This is a genomic window from Paenibacillus sp. 01T442, from assembly GCF_056398345.1.
The window spans coordinates 113,824-132,719 of record NZ_JBFTPF010000014.1 but is presented as its reverse complement, the minus strand read 5'-3'; the positions used below and the strand labels follow the sequence as shown (position 1 = coordinate 132,719).

The 18,896-nt window shown below is 44.9% G+C and carries 13 protein-coding genes; 9 read left to right on the top strand and 4 right to left on the bottom strand.

The window, feature by feature from the left end; translation table 11 throughout:
- Positions 1–8: 8 nt before the first annotated feature.
- Positions 9–1,310: a DUF2515 family protein gene (locus AC1DLM_RS14185; protein ID WP_477570329.1), complete on the bottom strand. Its 1,302-nt coding sequence runs from the start codon at positions 1,308–1,310 to the stop codon at positions 9–11.
- Between the two features lie 223 nt (positions 1,311–1,533).
- On the opposite strand from AC1DLM_RS14185, the gene AC1DLM_RS14180 reads away from it, so the two are divergent.
- From AC1DLM_RS14180 to AC1DLM_RS14165, 4 genes are all read left to right on the top strand, one after another.
- Positions 1,534–1,920, top strand: coding sequence for a GntR family transcriptional regulator (locus AC1DLM_RS14180; protein ID WP_477570328.1), 387 nt, complete (start codon positions 1,534–1,536; stop codon positions 1,918–1,920).
- The gene (locus AC1DLM_RS14175; RefSeq protein ID WP_477570327.1) at positions 1,917–2,606 is read left to right on the top strand and encodes an ATP-binding cassette domain-containing protein; all 690 of its coding nucleotides are present in this window, start codon (positions 1,917–1,919) and stop codon (positions 2,604–2,606) included. The genes AC1DLM_RS14180 and AC1DLM_RS14175 overlap by 4 nt, the downstream gene beginning before the upstream one ends.
- The gene (locus AC1DLM_RS14170) at positions 2,603–3,436 is read left to right on the top strand and encodes a hypothetical protein (protein ID WP_477570326.1); all 834 of its coding nucleotides are present in this window, start codon (positions 2,603–2,605) and stop codon (positions 3,434–3,436) included. Before AC1DLM_RS14175 ends, AC1DLM_RS14170 begins: the two co-directional genes overlap by 4 nt.
- 62 nt (positions 3,437–3,498) lie before the next feature.
- The gene (locus AC1DLM_RS14165; protein WP_477570325.1) at positions 3,499–4,725 is read left to right on the top strand and encodes a hypothetical protein; all 1,227 of its coding nucleotides are present in this window, start codon (positions 3,499–3,501) and stop codon (positions 4,723–4,725) included.
- 135 nt (positions 4,726–4,860) lie between these two features.
- Here AC1DLM_RS14165 and AC1DLM_RS14160 read toward each other — a convergent pair whose 3' ends face one another.
- From AC1DLM_RS14160 to AC1DLM_RS14150, 3 genes are all read right to left on the bottom strand, one after another.
- On the bottom strand, positions 4,861–5,052 hold the full coding sequence (locus AC1DLM_RS14160; RefSeq protein ID WP_441988640.1) for a type II toxin-antitoxin system antitoxin: 192 nt from the start codon (positions 5,050–5,052) through the stop codon (positions 4,861–4,863).
- Between the two features lie 12 nt (positions 5,053–5,064).
- Complete coding sequence (locus AC1DLM_RS14155) at positions 5,065–5,904, bottom strand: SPFH domain-containing protein (protein ID WP_171629155.1); 840 nt, start codon at positions 5,902–5,904, stop codon at positions 5,065–5,067.
- A 1,171-nt stretch (positions 5,905–7,075) separates the two neighbouring features.
- Positions 7,076–9,412: a helix-turn-helix domain-containing protein gene (locus AC1DLM_RS14150; protein WP_477570324.1), complete on the bottom strand. Its 2,337-nt coding sequence runs from the start codon at positions 9,410–9,412 to the stop codon at positions 7,076–7,078.
- A 393-nt stretch (positions 9,413–9,805) separates the two neighbouring features.
- On the opposite strand from AC1DLM_RS14150, the gene AC1DLM_RS14145 reads away from it, so the two are divergent.
- From AC1DLM_RS14145 to AC1DLM_RS14125, 5 genes are all read left to right on the top strand, one after another.
- Complete coding sequence (locus AC1DLM_RS14145; RefSeq protein ID WP_477570323.1) at positions 9,806–13,756, top strand: OmpL47-type beta-barrel domain-containing protein; 3,951 nt, start codon at positions 9,806–9,808, stop codon at positions 13,754–13,756.
- A gap of 291 nt (positions 13,757–14,047) precedes the next feature.
- Positions 14,048–15,631 carry an extracellular solute-binding protein gene (locus AC1DLM_RS14140; RefSeq protein ID WP_477570322.1) on the top strand — a complete coding sequence of 528 codons (1,584 nt, stop codon included), beginning with the start codon at positions 14,048–14,050 and terminating at the stop codon, positions 15,629–15,631.
- A 106-nt stretch (positions 15,632–15,737) separates the two neighbouring features.
- Positions 15,738–16,691: an ABC transporter permease gene (locus AC1DLM_RS14135; protein WP_477570321.1), complete on the top strand. Its 954-nt coding sequence runs from the start codon at positions 15,738–15,740 to the stop codon at positions 16,689–16,691.
- A 36-nt stretch (positions 16,692–16,727) separates the two neighbouring features.
- Positions 16,728–17,597: a carbohydrate ABC transporter permease gene (locus AC1DLM_RS14130; protein WP_441988645.1), complete on the top strand. Its 870-nt coding sequence runs from the start codon at positions 16,728–16,730 to the stop codon at positions 17,595–17,597.
- Positions 17,598–17,640: 43 nt separating this feature from the next.
- Positions 17,641–18,882: a glycoside hydrolase family 88 protein gene (locus AC1DLM_RS14125; RefSeq protein WP_441988646.1), complete on the top strand. Its 1,242-nt coding sequence runs from the start codon at positions 17,641–17,643 to the stop codon at positions 18,880–18,882.
- Positions 18,883–18,896 lie beyond the last annotated feature (14 nt).

The window sequence follows — 18,896 nt, the reverse complement described above, 5'->3', positions numbered from 1 at the left end:
CGCGCTTGTTAGCGAATGATTGTCTTAATCGTTTGTGCACTTAGAACAGCGAGTTCAATTTTACTCAATCCTAGGCACAAATCTTGTGTCAAATCGAAAGCACTTGGAACCTTCATCGAGCTGATATGCTGCAAAGGTTCATGTTCACGCTTAAACCAATCACCTCGTTCAACTGGAGCCATTGGCCTGTCAGGCCATGCTGAGTGAAGCGGGGGACTATAGAACGGCGCAGCTCCTTTCTTAAGGCTGTAGCCATCGAGCCTCTCCTGATATTTGCGATCAGGAGGGGTTTTTCGTATGGGGGCGAAGAGATGAGGCCAGTAGTCAGAACGAGAACCGGTGTGTGGTGTAGCAGAGGCGAAAGCTAAAGCGCCTTGAAGCACGCCTGGAGCTCCAAACAGGATCGCATATAAGCTTTTGCCGAATTCGATGCGTTCGGAGATTTTAGTAAAATTTTCAAGTATAAGGCCAGCAAGATGGGGTTGAGGTGGATCCATGGATGTGGAACGAAAAGGGAATCCGACTTGATTGAGCTGCAGCCAGGCCTGTGTTTTGAACAGAGTGGTATCTAAGACAGTTTGTTTATAGAGCGGATTCTGCACAACACGATCCTCGATGTAATGCTGCTCATTAATAATCAGTCCTATGGTGAGCAGTGCGGAGTCTTGATAAAGCCAGAATTCCTGCCAGAAAGGGAGCATCCAAGCCGATATGTGTAAATGCGGAAGCAGATGAAATAAGTTAAGTCTCCTTCTTTTGCTTTCAGCATAAAGCAGTAATTGTGGGTAAGCATCTTGGAAAATAAGAGAATTCGCGCGTTCAAGAAAAGAAAATACATACTCTGTAGCGTCGTTGTTCATCAAGTGAGGCACAAGTTCACCACGTAAATCCGTCATGCACCAGCCTCCGTTGCGGGAAACCATATGGGCTAACAAGGCCCAATGCAACTCAGGATAATCACGATAACAAGCCCAGTAGGCTTGTGTACGTGTCACGTTATTGCGATTATTGATCTTAGTTAGGGCGACGATTTGTTCCACAATCTGTTGTTCTTGAACGGTGGGTGAGGGAGATGAGACGCCACCTTCCTGTAAGGCTATTTGTTGATGCAACGCTTTTTCTAATCTGGCTTGTGTCGCAGGAGGGATTTCGATGTTGGGCCTCGATGATCCTTGTTCAGCAAGCTCTGAGGAAGTCATGAACTTGGCGGCCTGCTGTTTAACAAGCTGTACAACTGCACCTGGCAATCCTCGCATTTTCTCGTAAAACCCCTGATTATCTTTGTTTTTCGGTGGAAGATTGACTCTCATGATAGCCTCCTTTCTAGAAACAAAATCCATCTTTCTATTATTTGCATGTAACTAGCTAGGTATGTCAAAGGGAGCAAAAACAGCGTAAATACTTTCTTGGAATATCCAAATGTTGACATAATAAGTGTGTGGGTAGTATAGTACACTTATTATGTATGAACTAGTTAGTACACACACTAAATAATTCCAGTTTTACCTAGAAAGGAACATAGGAGATGGGTAGATGAACATTACGTTTAATAATCGCGATCCCGTTTATCTGCAGGTTGTCAGGTATTTCAAAGAGGAAATGGCCACAGGCAGGCTGAAAGGCGGACAAGAAATCCCGTCTAGGCGTGAGCTAGCAGGGCTGCTTCAAATCAATCCGAATACCGCACAGAAGGCTTATAAAGAAATGGAGGAGCAGAACTTGATCACAACTGCAGGTAATTCCCCGAGTCGGATAACGACGGATAAGCATATTTTGAATACCATTCGTGAAGAACTCATTCAAGAAGCCGTTGGCGTGTTCGTTCAATCCATAAGTAAGATTGGGTTGCCAACAGATGAATTACTGCGTGTTGTTAAAGAAAAGTATGAGGCTGAACGTGGAAGGGAGGTTTCGGAATGATTGAAGTGGATGGACTTGTTAAGCGATATGGGCGAAAAAATGTGTTGGATCTCGTTTCCTTTACCGCGGAGAAAGGCCAAATCACCTGTTTAATTGGGATCAACGGCGTAGGCAAATCTACGATCATGAAGGCGATCATGGGGCTGACACCCATACAAGGCGGAACCATACGTGTGGATGGTCAGGTTCCCACTACACATACATATAAGAAGCTTGTTTTCATTCCTGACACCTTAACGATGCCTTCTCACATGAAAATAAAGGAAGCCATGCTGTTTATGAAGGATTTCTATGCAAACTGGAATGAAGTGCGGGCGGAAGAGTTGATCGTCTTTTTCAAATTGAATCCTGAAGATCGACTTTCCAGCTTGTCCAAAGGAAACTCGGCAAAAGCGAATCTGTTACTGGGACTTTCATTGGATGCCGACTATTTACTTATGGACGAGCCATTCTCGGGGATTGACATGTTTAGTCGTGAACAAATTACTGCCGTATTTACCAGCCATTTGATGGAAGACCGCGGAGTTCTCATCACAACACACGAAATTCAAGATATCGAGCATTTAATTGATAAAGTGGTTTTGCTTGATGGAGGGCGCGTTAGAAAACAGTTTTATCCAGAGGAAATGCGATCGAATGAAGGTAAGTCCGTTGTGGATGTCATGAGAGAGGTGTATATGACTTGAAATACTTAATCAAGCTGTTGAACTGGGAAATTGTACGGTTTAGCAAACTATACGGTGCCTTGGCACTTCTGTTAGTAGTATCTCAGTTTGCGGGAATTTGGCTTACAGCCCAATCCTATCTCAGTGATGCACATGCTTGGGTGGACAGAAATGGTGGAACAGAAGCGCAATACGCGGAAAACTTTCAAAAATTGAATCTTATTAATATTTTTCATTCGGTCTGGTACGAAGGAGCCATCAGTTTATGTGCCATCGTTCTGCTCCTTTATGTTTTTATGATTTGGTACAAGGAATGGTTCGGCCGGAATACGTTTGCATATCGACTTCTTATGTTGCCAACATCACGAATGAACGTATATTTCGCTAAGTTAAGTGCAATTGTGCTATTTGTATTTGGTTATGTCTCCCTACAATTTGTGGTGATTCCGCTTCAATTGGCCTCCTTCCTTGCCATCATTCCAGCTGATCTAAGAGTAACGGTTTCTATAGGGGAACTGATCCGAAGAGATCCTTTGCTGAATTTGTTTATGCCAAGCTATGTTATGCAATTTATTTTGTATTATGGAGCTGGCATTCTAGGGGTTTTTGTACTCTTCACGGCCATACTGTTGGAACGAAGTTATCGTTGGAAGGGCATTGTTGCGGGTATTCTTTACGGTGCAGCGGTTCTGATCGTGATCATTTTGCCACAAGAAATAAGTCAATTAGGAATTACGCTTCCATTATTTCCAAGCGAAATCGTGTTGTTGCAGGTGTTCATCGGACTGTGTATGATCGCCGTTTCAATCGGATTTAGTTCTTATTTGCTGCGAAAAAAGGTGACGGTGTAAATTCTCGAATTCTCGAAATTCTCATGAAAAACTTTCAAAGACAATGCTAAGGAGGTGCACGCATGAAACGATACTGGCTGCTTGCTACACTGATACCTTTTTGTGTAATAGCCATGGGAACGTATTATGTGTCAGGTACTAGTGATCAGAAGCAGGAATTTGTGTTGAAAACGATGAAAGGCTTAGAAAGCGATGCTGCTGGGCTGCAAATTAAGGTAAATATGGATGGCATCACGACAACAGTTTCTACGAAAKGGAGCGAGTCGGAAGTCGAGCAACTCTCCTATTTGGAAAGGCTTGATGCGGAATCTTACTATGAGGACGATTTAAAACGGCTTGTTAATGAGCATCGTTCTTTCATGCGAGGGAAGAATGATGTGGATGCTTTTTATGAGGATGATCAGGTACTTGCGTATGTGGGTACTGAAGCTCACAATGATGCATCGAAGAAGCAATCTAACCGGTTAACGATCTCGATAATGGGGAAATTGAACCAAGAAACCTCTTCATTTCAAGTTCGTGCAGACAAGAAAAACGATGAATATATTAATATTCATGACGTTCAGGTCAAAGATCAGATCATGAAGGTACTTGTTAATCGTATGCGAACCGACAAATATCCGCAGTTCTATCATGTTGGATACGATATGTATACGATTGATCTAACAAACAAAAGCTTGCTGAAAAGCGAACAGATCTTGGCTGCCGAGACACAAGCGAATGAAATAAGAACGACCACATGGTATATAGCGGGAAATGCTCGGATTGGCCCAAGTGGATATGCGATATTTGATCGCAGTGAAAATAAAATCATAGATAAGGTCGAAAGTCAGACCGTAAAGAGAAATGAAGGGTTAGTAAACCGGGAAATTCGAGTATACGATATTTGGAACGGACAATGGCGAACACTGCAGAGTGAGCCACTGCATAGCTTTTTGATGGAGGATAACTCGATGGGGATGTCTATTCAGTATGCCAATCAGGAGCTATCAATGGCTGCTATATCGGAGAATAAAGACACTCACGTCATGGTAGTAAATGTAGCGGAGAATAAAATGATTCGTGATGTTCAATTACCGCTGCAAGCTCTTCAGAAAGAGTGGGGCAGAGTCAATTATAGCGTAGTAGAGAAGGATCGATTGTATCTACTCATGTCTGGTCGTCCCAAACCATCCGCTGCTATCATTGAGCTGCAAACGGGGAACATCCTGTATCAGGGAGAAGTTGAGCGTAAGGATCAAAATAGTATTGGCTATATCAACGCGAACGGAATCAAAGTGCAGAACTAAAACTGTAGAAAACCCCCTAATCACCATGATTAGGGGGTTTTGTTTGTTATAAATGGGGATACGTACTGAGGTGAATATGGGGGTGAATTAGATGGCAGCCTCACTTATGGCATATAGCATGTAAGATGTTTTTTGTTACGTGTCCGTATCTTCATTCGGTTGCTGTGCAAGACTTGCTTTGGAGAGCCGTCCCGAACGGAGGAGCGCTTCGCGTAGTAAATATTCAATGTGTCCGTTAACACTTCGAAATTCGTCTTCTGCCCACTGTTCAAGAGCTTGGTGCAGCTTCGGATCTAGTCGAAGTGGGAAATTCTTCTTGGGAGCCATAACATGGCTCCGTTAGTACAACGTTCCGGTATTAATGACCGGTGTCGCTGAACGATCAGACACAATCGCAACTAGAAGATTGTTGATCATGGCAGCTTTACGCTCCTCGTCAAGCTGCAAGCCCTTCGCTTCCAATTGTTCGACAGCCAGTTGAACCATGCCCACGGCGCCTTCGACAATAATGGAGCGTGCTGATAAAATCGCAGAGGCTTGTTGACGCTGCAGCATGGCGCTGGCAATTTCGGTGGAGTAGGCCAGGTGAGTCAGACGAGACTCAATCACCTCAACACCTGCAACGGAAAGACGATGTTGAAGCTCTGTGCTGAGCTCAGCCGCAACCTCATCGGCATTTCCTCTTAACGAATAGCCTTCTGTTTCGTAACGATCATAAGGATACTTGCTAGCTACATGACGTAGTGCAGTCTCGCTTTGAATTTCAACGAATTTCTCATAACTATCTACATCGAACAAAGCCTTGTACGTATCAACGACTTTAAACACGATTACAGCAGCAATTTCAATCGGATTGCCATCAATATCATTCACTTTTAATTTGACACTGTTAAAGTTGCGAACCCGCAGCGATATTTTCTTATGTGAAGAAAAAGGAATGACGAGCCACATGCCACTTTTGCGAATCGTCCCTAGATAGCTCCCGAAAAAAGTAATGACCGAGGCTTGATTCGGCTGAACGACATTAATTGTCGTGAGGGAGATGATGCTAACTACGATCAAAATAGCCCCAATCAAAAAGCTCTCTTGTGTGAAACTGTAAATACCTAGCCCGAGCGCGGCGAAAAATAAGAGTAAGCCGATAAAACCATTGAGTGCCCATGTCTTCGTTTCTTTCATACGTTGAAAAACCTCCCTAGTGTATATCGTTGTGATATTTATATGATATCACTTTTTACTTAAATTGTAAAATTAAATTAGGTGTCCAAGGGAGGGATAAGGGCGTCGCTGATCAAGGAAAATAAAGTTCGTTAGTGGAAAATAAAGTGTGTTAATTGAAAATAAAGTTCGTTAATCAGTTTTACAAAAGCAAACACATCAAAAGAACGACAGATCCGAGCAGAATTACGATTGTTGGGGGGGGGGGATCAAGATTAGAATAGAAATAGCAGCCAAACCAGAAGTTTTTATTAAAGCTCGGATTTTTAGGGATTCTCTCAAAGAGAGTTGGCACGGCACTATGGAGTTAGTCATGCGTACATATCACTGATGTTGTCTCTACGGCAATTGGAAGAGTATTAGKACCTTTCACTGCGAAGAAGCTGAGTGAATTGCTTGAGAGGGAAGTTGAGGAGTTGTTTGAGATTCATATTGCTTAGGAACTGCTGATGGCATAATGCATCTGCATTTTTTTATTTATACGTATCTTCAAGCGATATAACCATAAATAGCAAATGAGATTTGGATGTTTACGTTAGCGGATAACGAATAATTGGCGCATCTGGCGCAAGCACTTAAATACTTAAATGGAATACGCCTTTTCCATTGGGTCTTTATCAAAGTGTATAGTATTAATATCAGGTTCTTCAATTGGATGAGACACTTGTTGAACTGGCCGAGGAATGGGTTATCAAAACAACCGAGATCGTAATATCGGCTGGCATCAAGCAGATCCGCGGAATTTTAAGCCATACCATTATAAAGACGATAATAATCGTCCCGGACTCGAATTTGCCAAGCAAGCTGGTTCGAGGTGCCTATGCATCCTGAGCCATGTTCACCTGTTCAAGTGAATTTTAATAAGCGTTCACTCATCAACTCTGAGTGAACGATTTTTTTACGGATTACGCAATGAGCTGGAAATGCGGGGACGTTAAGCTATTGATTGGAACGATAACCCGCCTCTTGGAGCGGGTAACGACTTGTTTTGTCGATACGGATGGGCACAAGGAGAATAAAATAAAGTTAAGTTTAATTAAATACCTATTGTTTTACTTGCAATTGACAGAAAATTCTCTTTGCTGGGACTGCGGACTGCGAATAAATAAAAGTCAAAATGTGTGCACTATTCTCAAGCTTTAAATTTATCGCGGTATTGACCGGAAGTCATCCCCGTTGATTTTTTAAAGGCCCGCATAAATCCTTGAATAGAGGTATAGCGCAGTTTATCTGCAATATCCTGGATCTTCATAGTTGGATCGGCAAGGTACTCCTTAGCTTTCTCCATCCGAAACTCAATCAGGTAATCAATAAAATTAACTCCTGTAACTTGTTTAAATAAGCGACTTAATTCAAAAGAGTTAAGACCGGTTTGTTCTGCGCATTGTTGCAAGGAAAGATCCGTATCATAATGATTTTGAATGAAAGCCTGAACCTGCTCCACAAGTTGGATGCGGCTAGAAGATGCTCCAGTTTCCTTGTATTCTTGGCGCAGCACGGCAAACACACGGTTTCGAAAAAATAACCCGATTTCATCAAGCGTACTGCACTCGGAAAGATGCAGCATAAGCTCTTGGACTTTATTATCATCGAAAGGACCTTGTGGCGCTGATCTTAAGGATTTTACTATCGTATTGACTAATTGAGGAAAGTAGCCGCGCAATAAATCCTCAGAAATATTGAATGATTCTTGAAGTGCATCGATCAGCGTCTGGAAGATTTCTTCCGCTTCATTCCATTTTTGTAAACAGATGGCAGCGGCAATTTCGCTATCACTGTGAAACAAGACATCTGCTTGCATGGAAACGGAAAATTCCAGATCATGAATCAACAATACCTGGTTATCCCCGGCAAGAAATCGGTAACGCAAAAGGTCGGAGGCTTCCTCATAGGCTTCGTGCAAGCCGTCCGTTCCAGTTTCAGAATAGCTGACGGTGATATAGGAATCCAGCTTTAGATACTTATGAAGCGCGTCCTGAAGGTTGCGACCCAGACCACGTAGTTCCTCTTGTGTCAGCAGGTTTGCCATGGGGACGATGGCTACGAACATTCCCGGTTGAATCATGATAACCTGCGGTTTACCGTACTCACTTAGTAGTTCTTTGGTGATGTTATCTACCGCATAATAAAACAGGGAGCAATCTTGACGGGAATAGCTCTCCATCATCCTCATTCGGTTCAAATCCAATACCAAGAGAGGGATGAAGAAGCATTCGTAGGGAAACGCTTCCTGCTCGTCAAGCAGAAAATTCTGATGAGGCATGCTTCCGACGAGCAATTGGTGGAGCATAAAATGCTTGGCTTGATCAAAATAAATACTCATCTCATTTAAGAGTTGTCTGTTCTCAAAAGCGATACTCTCCAGATAGCGGTCCAACCATATTACTTCATCGCCGTCTGTGTCCATATTCGTCTTCATCGCCGCAGGCTTCACCTTATTGGTCAGGTCCTTGAGCGGCCGGTACAGCACATTGGACGCACGATAGCCGATAAGCAAGCCACTTAAGGCTAGTACTAAACTGATAGCAAATATGGTATTGCGTTGGCTGTTAGCTTTTGTAATAAACGATTTCTCAGGAACAGTAGCAAAATAAAACCAATTCCTCGAATCTGAGCGCAGCATCACGGTATTGGAAACAGTACCGCTGATACTTACTTTATCATGAATAATCCAATCCGAAGTGGCAGTCTCCTTAATCTTCTTAACAACAGCTTCGTCAGCCGAAGTACCGATTCGGGAGGTTTGGGAATGCAAAATAATCTTGCCTTGCTCATCCGTGACGAAAAGTGTAGAGCCTTCATACGGGGAAGGTGGAGCCAGTTTATAGCTGCTGATGGAAGCGGCATCCAGATAGACGATAAGGGCGGCATTCACCTGATTGTTTAGCAGGATTGGTTTGATAATGGTTAAAACAGGCCTCTCCAGAACTTTTTGGTTGGAAATGGACATGCGAAGATTAAGAAAACGGTTGGAGTAAGTTAATTTCTTAGCTTCACTGATAGCCACCGGGTCGACAAACTCTTCTTCCGTATAGATATTGCCATGGGAACTCAATACTTTGCCGTAAGGGACAGAATAGAAATCAAGTTCTAGTACATGCTCCATCCCGCTTTGCAACTTGACGAGAATTTCGCTCAAATCCATCACTGTTTTCCAATTCCCGCTAGATAAATCTTCATCGACAAATCGCTTAAGCAATAGGGTTGAGTTAGAAGAGGCATATGTATATTGGAGCATCAGATCATCGATCTTCTTGAAGAACATATTCAATTCTTTTTCTGTCTGCTTGAGCAGTACGGCATTCGATTCAACCGCCTGCTCCCGAATGATCCTTGAGGTATTGTATGCAGAGACGAAGCCCATTAGGGCAACCGGAATGCTCGATAACAAGAGTAGATAGGCCAGCATTTTGGTTTTCAGCTTAGGTGTGAACGCTAATTGAAAAAAACGTGTTGCCCAATACTTCACATAGCCATCTCCTTAGTTCAAATGATTAGTTAAGCATATCTTGAAGCAAGAAACGGGTCAACATGAGAGGAGCGGTTTTTTGCCCCAAGTACATGAACATCTTTTGAGAAAAATGAACTTTTCTTGCGAATGCCCCATCCCGGTAGGAAATGTACCATCAAAACAGTTTCATTGCGTGTCATGCACAAGATGGGTAATGTTGAATGTGTTGCTTCAGAAAGATTAAAAAGGAGGTGAGAGTTCGAGATGCTGGCGCAGGCAGGCTAATCAGTCGGCGGGATCGGGAGGCACAAACATCTTTTTTTACAGGTAATTTACTCTAAGGAGGAAACTAATCTGAAAACGGTCGAACACTTAGCTTTAACTGACTTTGCAAGTGCAAGAAGAAAGCTTATGGCGGCAATTGTATTTATTTTGCTATTGAGTTCATTGTTAGCGCTTCCAAATCTGGTGAAAGCAGCTGCACAATCCTATTACATCGACAACCGTGCAGCAACCACGTGCTCAGACGATGGGGCCGGTACTGATTCCAATGCGCCCTGGTGCAGCTTCGCTCCACTTGCCAGACTTACTCTTGGCCCTGGTGACCATCTTCTCATCGCCCGGGGAACCAGCTTCGCGGAGCAAGTCAGTATTGCCAATCTAAAGGGTACACTCTCGGAGCGCATCACCATTGAAGCTTATGGCCAAGGCCCTCGTCCACGATTTATCTCTAACGGCACAAACGCCGCCATGATAATCGCCAATCCAAGTAACGTGATTGTAAGAAATTTGGACATTGGTGACACAACTGCCGATGGAAAAGGGGCTTTTCAGTACGGGCTGCGTGTGGATTTTTCGACTCTTAACAACAGCAATGTCATCTTTGAAGACCTCTACATTCACGACAATCGTGTTGCAGGAATGTTCGTTCGCAACTTAACAAATCTGGCACGAACAGATACCGCAATAGATGGCATAACGCTGCGCAACATCGAAACTACCCACAACGCCCACGGCATCGTATTTGCCAGTCAAGGGACAGTCACTAACCCGGCTTCTGTGGCTTCACCTGATAATGCAGCCAATCGGATTTTTCGCAATGTGTTGATTGAGGGGCTTTTTCAGCATGACGACGACAACAACAACCCTGATCCATCCCAAGTATTCGCTCAGACAGATGCCGGTTGCCCCGACAGTCTCTCAGTTGCATCCGCCTCCTCGGTGATGATTCGTAACTCCGTGTTTGACGGTTCCGCAGGATGCCGTACAAATTCGGGTACCGCAGCTCTTTATCTGGGAACGGTTAAAGACGTTGTTGTTGCCAACAATATCTTTGTCAACACTCCGAATACCGAGAATCCGGACATGGTGGCCATCGATCACGAAGCAGGCACCAACAAGGTTTTGATCGCGGGCAATTATTTTGCAGACAATTATGGTGGTGGCATTGAATATTTAGCGATTCATGGTTCCAACGACTATTCCACTGAGAATTCGATTCGGGCCAATGTCTTCGTTCGGAACGGTTATATTCATAATATTCCGTATCCAGGTGGCGGGGCCATTGCCCAAGTTGGCAATGGCATCGTCCCGGATGCAGTAATCGCAGACAACATCGCATACGAGCCGTATGCATTTCTGACGGCACACCTGAKGGGAACTGCCTCAGCGCTCACCGTTACAAACAATCTTCAGCTTGAGAAAGCTGAATGGATATCGCAATCTTCTGCTGACTATGGCAATTCGTCCAGCCTGTGGTCTTACCAGCGCTCGACGATTACAGGTTGGTCGGACCTGACGCTGGATTCCGCTTCTGGGACATACAGGGACGGTGATGTGGCTATTTCACGTTTCGAACTCACCCCCAGCCTAGGTTCCTCCGCCGAGCTTGCCTGGACTGCTCCGCGTTCTGGAAAAATTGCCATTCGGAGTTACCCAGTCGCTTGGTCAGGAACCTCGGACGTACGCATCACTGTTAATGGGGCCGAAGTTGCAACCGCTACGACAACTGTGCAAGGGACTGTGCTGATCGCGGACGATATCGCCGTGCAGCCGGGAGATGTCATTCGTTTCGTGGCGCCGGCTGGGGGACCTGCAGTCAGTTGGACGCCATCCGTTAGCTTCACGGGCGAAGCTCTTTCTCAAGACACGCTCGGAGAATGGAATTTTTCAGTCGACAACGATGCCCAAGGCTGGACTTCGAATAGCCCCATCCAGGTGAAAGCTGGCTGGCTTGCCATCGGAACGACTTCGGCCGGTGCAACGTTGACCTCTCCGCCGTCCTTAGGCATTGAGGCGGCGGGAAGCAGTGCCATTCGCCTCCGTCTTGCTAACCGCAGTGGTATAAGCTCAGGTCGCCTCCTTTTTCGGGCGGATGATGAAATCTTTTCTGAGGATCGAGCGGTTAGTTTCCAAGTAAACCCCCGCGAAATGCAAGGACTTACGGAAGGCTTTGTCGACATTCTCATTCCGGTTACTGAAGCTGAAGGCTGGGTTGGAACAATTGACCAAATTCGAATAGAACTAGGTACGAGTACAGGCGCTGGCGAGGTGAGGATTGACTCTGTGCAATTTGCCAAACCTGCGGGTCCTCGCTGGGACTTTGACAGCGACGGGGGATGGAAGATTAACCCTGACATCAGCAAGGGCTCGGACGGGATTCGCCCGCTTGATCCGCAAATCGACATTAACAACGGGGATTGGAGCGCCAGCAAGGTAGCAGACATCAACTGGAATAAAGCCCGTTCCCAAACCTTCCGGGTGTCAACAGGCACATTGGCTCAACTGGACGTATGGGTGTATAAGACAGGTACACCAGCTGGCGCTCTTTACATTAAAGTGGCGGATTCCCATGACAAGGTGTTGTTCACAGGAGCAGTTCCACCAAGTGCAGTTACTACGACGGGGAACTTTATCAGCGTATATCCGAGGCTTACGGGACTTGATCCTAATGAGCTTTACAGCTGGCAAATTTTCAGTCCCTATGTGGTTCCAAACGGGGGCAACTATGGCATTGCTTATGACGACACAGGTCGATACYTTCAAGGGAACGTTTATTACAGTGTTGATGGCAGAGGCATCTGGCGCGGTCCAGAGGGATCATCCAAACGCAGCATGAAATTCCGCACTTATTCTGCTACACAGTTCGAAGCAACTCCGATAGACAAGGGATATAAACCCGTTACGGTATCGAATGGAAAGATCGTTGGAAGCGGCGCATACGAGCCAGCCCTTCTCTCTCCAAACGGTTTGGGAATCGATGCGGCCACGCAGCGCTATGTGCATATCCGCATGTCCAATCCCGACAATCGGTTCACCGCTTATCTGCTGTTTACGACGAGTGAAGCTCCTGCATTCGACACCCCGGAGAAAGGTTGGCCTGCCGGCAATGAAGTGGACGGAAGAGGGATTGTTTTCCCGCTGGTACCGGGAAGTGGAATGGTCGACTACGTGCTGGATATGTCGACAATACCGGCCTGGACAGGTACCATTGAGCGACTCATGATCCAGCCATCGTACCGATGGAATTACCGTATTAGTGCTCTTACGAGCACCTGGAGTGGCAAAATTGACTGGGTTCTGGTTGATGACGGTGCGACGGTTGCCGTTCCCGCCAAGCTGCCCGCCACGAACGCCACGCTCACGCCAGAACAGTCGAATGGAAAAAATGATTGGTACGTGGATCCTGTAACACTAAGCCTGAGTGCATCGGACAGTTCTTCAACGCTGGTAAAGACGGAATATAGTCTCGATGATGGTGCAACGTGGTTAACGTATAACCAACCCGTGATAATTGATAAGGATGGAGCCTACAGGGTAGGCTACCGCTCGACTGATAAGGCAGGGAAGGTGGAGGCTGCCCAAACCGTAACATTTAACATAGATACTGAGGCTCCGGCGATCACGGTAACGAACAGCGTATATCGTTTAAGCTCTGCCGAAACATTACTGCCTTTGATTACACTGAGCGATAGAAGCTCCGGAGTGGATTCAAGCAAGACAATGGCAACACTGGATACCCATGTTTATCACCTTGGTGACCCTATTGATCTTTATTCGCTGCAGTTGGGCTCACATACGCTTGTTGTTTATGCGAGCGATTTAGCAGGGAATACAACGAATACAACCTGGACGTTCCGGACAAGTGCCAGTGTCGATGGGCTAAAACAATTGGTGACTATCTTTGGGGACAAAAATTGGATTGACAATGATGGCATAGTCAAGAGCTTGCAAAAAAAGTTAAGCGGAGATCATTTGCAACCATTCATCAATGAAGTTGAGGCTCAAAGCGGGAAGCATATTACACAAGAGGCGGCTAATTACCTGTTGCGTGATGCTCGAGCAGTACTGAATGCAAGGTAGTTAAGATCAATAAAAAGACGACTCATTCCATTAACTTATGGAACGGAGCCGTCTTTTTTATCATACAATGAGTTCTTAATTTGGTGCAACAAGTTACCATTGAACATGAACGTTTTTTGCAGAATGTGAATCTTATTTGCAAAAAGTAAGTGTACACAATAGAAAAACTGAGGTCAAAAGAGTTTCATTGCTTGCTAATCAAACAGTAGGGTAAAGTAAAAGCATCCATTCGGCCGATGGCGAAAAATGTGATAATAAAGCTCGATTATTAAAGGGAGGTTTATTTGCCAGATGAAAAAAAAGATTGCTTTGCCACTAGCATCCATGTTGGTGTTAACATCACTTCTGACAGCTTGCTCGAATAACTCGAATAACAAGGGCTCTGATGCAGAGCCAACGAAGGCACAATCTGCTGCCAGCAACAATGGCGATACTTCCAAAAGAATCAAAGTGTCGGCCATGACGATACTGTATTCAGCTGCACCACCGGACAAGAGCTCGGGGATGAAGATTTTGGAAGATAAATATAATATGGATTATACCTTTATTCCCGTGACTGCTGCAGATTACTACAACAAGCTAGGGGTAGCGGTTGCTTCCGGCGATCTTCCGGATCTAACGGTTTATCCCGGATTAGACGAGAATTGGTATAACTATTTGGATAATGGCGTGTTCATGCCTCTCGAAGACTATATTAATGAGAAGGATACGCCAAATCTGGCTAAAATCCCAAAAGAAACGTTGGGTTTAGTTACTTATAAAGGTCATGTATACGGCCTGCCAAGACTCCGTTCTCAAGCGGCTCACACCCTGACAATTCGCAAAGATTGGCTGGATAAGCTGGGATTGGCCATGCCTACCACATACGATGAACTGGAAGCGGTAATGAAGCAATTCGTGGAACGTGATCCGGATGGAAACGGCAAAAAAGATACGTATGGCCTGGCGTTTAATGCAGGATCAGGAACCCTGGGGGCGGTTTCTCTTCTCGGATCGTTCAACACGCCTACGAATATTAACTGGAGTAAGCATACGGACGGAAAAATCTATCCGGTTCTAGCACATCCTAATTTCCGTGATGGACTTTCATACTTGACTAAGCTGTATAAGGAAGGCATCCTATCCAAGGATTTTGTCATTATGAAAGGCAACCAGGCAGAGGATGATTTTCTGAACGGCCGTGCAGGTGTAATTGGGGATTTTGCCTGGAATGCCTATTCCGCGGATAGGCTGAACAAAGCCAGAGCTGTCAATCCGAATTTTCAATGGGAGCCAATTCCCGCCCTTAAAGGACCAAATGGTTTCCAAGGATATGCCAAAGGGTCGGGCATTAACGGCTTTGTAGCGATCCCGGCAACGCAGAGCAAGGATGTAGCTAAAGTAAAACGAATGCTGAAATTCCTTGATGACCAGATGGCAGCTGATATGAATTCCGATTTGTATAAATTATTAAATTACGGAAAAGAAGGCGAACATTATAACCTGAAGGACGGCAAGGTTGTTTATACCGATCTAGGCAACAAGGAACGTCCTTCTTTGTATCTAATAACGAATCCTCCGAGTGAAGCCACTGGATTGAACAATCCCAACGATAGCAAGGAGCTTCAGGATGTCAAGAATGCTTCGTACAAAGCTGCATTAGCAGGAACTCCATATTCCGATCCTGCGCTTAAGCTTGTGCCTACACCGACATTAAAGGAAAAAGGAACAGAATTGAATAAAAATTTGTTCGAAAGCATCGTAAAAGTAATCACTGGAGAACAGTCGCTGGAAAGCTACGATAAGGCGTTAGCGGATTGGAAAGCAAAGGGAGGCCAAAAGATTCTCGACGAAATGAACGAAGCTTATGTGGCTAGCCAAGGCCAAACCAAATAATGTTCAGGTGGACGGGACGGCAAGGGCTGTCCCGTTTTTGGTAAAATGCAACGACTTGTTGCAAAGGATTAGATTTTAACATGCATGCTTTTGAGGAGGCACGGCAATGAATGGACAAGAGCTTCTGGCATTGAATGCTGATTCAGCGGCAACGAAGAGAACTGGATTCTGGCGGACACTCAAGAGAGAAAGGTATTTATGGTTAATGGTGTTGCCAGGTATCCTGTATTTTATTATTTATAAGTATATTCCGATGTTAGGTATCGTGATTGCTTTTCAGGATTACAACCCTGTTCGCGGTATCCTGAACAGTCCGTGGGTGGGACTGAAGCATTTTTCAAATCTCATCACCAACGATGCCATCCCTCGGGTGATGTGGAATACCCTTGTAATTAGTTTCTATCAAATTGTGTTGGCTTTTTCATTTCCCATTGTGCTGGCCATCATGATTAATGAAGTGAGTAGAAGTTGGTTGAAGCGGTCAATCCAAACGATTGTTTATTTGCCTCACTTTTTGTCTTGGCCGGTTATTGCAGGTATTTTCTACCTCATGTTTAGCAGCAATGGCGGTGTTACAACTCTTCTGGGACAATGGGGGATTCAAGATTTCAATCTGCTCTCTGATCCTGACCATTTTCGGCTAATGTTAGTACTCCAACTGATTTGGAAAGAATCCGGCTGGGGAACGATCATCTATCTGGCCGCCTTACTAAGCATCAGTCCGGAACTGTACGAAGCGGCTAAGATGGACGKGGCAGGGAGATTTAGGCAAATATGGCATGTATCGCTCCCGGGCCTTCGCAGTACGATTATGATACTCTTCACATTGCGTCTGGGCAACGTTCTGGATGTAGGCTTCGAACAGGTTTTTCTCATGCTGAACGCACGAGTTAGCGTGGTTGGAGATGTGCTGGAGACTTATCTATATTCCACTGGGTTGGTTAGCGGCAAATTCAGCTTCGCAACTGCTGTGGGCTTGCTTAAAGGGGTTCTCGGTTTTGTACTCATATACGGATCAAACAAGGTAGCTCGACGAATAAACGGACGAGGGCTGTATTGAACTATTTTCGGAATTGGATGTGGAGGAGCTTACAGAATGACAGAAAAATGGACTTCCCGATGGTTTGACATGATTAATGTGTTACTTTTGTTAATTTTTTGCTTTTTATGTCTTGTCCCTTTCTTTCACGTTATCGCCATGTCAATGGCGAATGTAAAGGATCAGATGTCCGGCGATTTTATTCTTTGGCCAAAAACATGGGATTTCACTTCTTATATATATATTTTTGACACAGGTGTCTTTTTTCAATCATTTAACAATTCGATTTTTATTACGATCATGGGAACTGCGGTTAACATGATCCTTACTACACTTACAGCCTTCGTTTTGTCACGGCGGAATTTCTCGGGCAGGCGCTGGATTATGCTGATGATCATATTCACTATGATGTTCGGAGGTGGACTTATTCCCACTTACCTAGTAGTGAAAGCAACTGGACTCATCAACAGTCTATGGGCCTTGATCATTCCCAGCGCCATATCTGCTTTCAATGTCATCATCATCCGCGAATTCTTTGAAAGCATTGATGAAGGGATTATCGAGTCTGCTGTTATCGACGGCTGTTCCGACTGGGGAATTTTCTGGCGAATTGTGCTGCCGCTCTCCACTGCTTCTCTTGCGACATTTACCTTGTTTTATGCAGTAGGCAACTGGAATCAGTACTTTTCCGCAGTTATTTATATAAACAAACCAACATTGTGGCCGCTTCAGGTTCTTCTTCGGCAGGTTGTTTCTGTAGGGCAGTCCGATTTATTTAATTTGAATGACTCTGACCGCCCTTTGCCTCCTGCGATTTCTATCCAAATGGCAACAGTCATTTTGACAGCCCTACCAATTGTGGTTCTATATCCTTTTCTACAAAGATATTTCGTTAAAGGAGTTACCCTTGGCGCGGTGAAAGGATAAAAAATACAATTGCTGCAATCTAAATGGAAGGATAGAAAAGAATATGGACACTGTTCAACCGGAACTTGGTTTGGTTCGAAATGAGCCAAATCGATATGAAAATGCGATGCGGGATATGAATATGAAAATATACAGAAACTGCCTGCTTTACAATGGAGACATTCCCTTTGCGGTTGGTTCCATGGACGGTAAGTACACCCTTTCAGGAAAAGGACAGTGGACAGACGGTTTCTGGCCAGGGTTACAATTGCTGGCATACGCCGGGCTGCAGGATGATCTGCTGTTAGGTGAGTATGAGCGGTATATGCCGTTTCTTATAGAGCGGGTTAATAATGATCCGACAGTCAATAAAGAACGGGGTTATTTGAATCTGGATCATGATGTAGGTTTTATATTTCATCTCACTGCAGTCTATCACTATGCACTAACCGGATCGCTATCTTCAAGGGAAATAGGGCTAAAGGCAGCAGAATCGCTGCTGGGCCGTTTTCAGGAAAAGGGCAGCTACATTCGCGCATGGAATGACTGGGATACAGACACGCCGGAATTCCGGGAAGAGAAGAAGGGGAAGGTCATTATTGACAGCCTTATGAATGTGCCTCTCCTATTCTGGGCTGCCAAGGAAACCGGAGAGTCTCGCTACAAGCATGCTGCGGAGGCTCATATTCGTCAATTGGCATGTAACATCGTTAGAGATGATGGCAGCACCTATCACTCTTATAATTTCAATCCCGATACAGGTATTCCGATTGGCGGGCGTAGTGTGCAAGGTTATTCTCATGCCTCTACTTGGTCCAGGGGGCAAGCGTGGGCAATTTATGGTTTTGCGCTAGCATACCGGTATACGGGCAATGAGGAATTCCTTCAAGCTTCTCAGCGCTGTCTGAATTATTGGAAACATTCGATTCTTCCTGTAGGAGATGCTCCTTGGGATTTTGCAGCACCACGGAATAAATGGCTTCCAGTAGATACTTCCGCTATGACCATTGCAAGTTGCGGCATTCTGGAATTGTATCTGCACGCTCAGGACGATTGGGAGTTGCGAGTGTTGGCGGAACGTATGATTTCCCATTTGCTCCAGACCCATCGCGCCCCGGCCTTTCCCGTGGGTAATGCTTTCCTCTTGCATGGATGCGTGGGGCCTGCTTATAGGGAAGGGAGCATGGATGAGAAAGATCGGAACTATTTCTACTCCAACCAAAGTCTGATATATGGGGATTATTTTCTCTACGAGTCGATCATGAGACTGCAGAGCTGCAATACCCTTCTGCCCTGGGATTTTTAACAATACGGTTACGG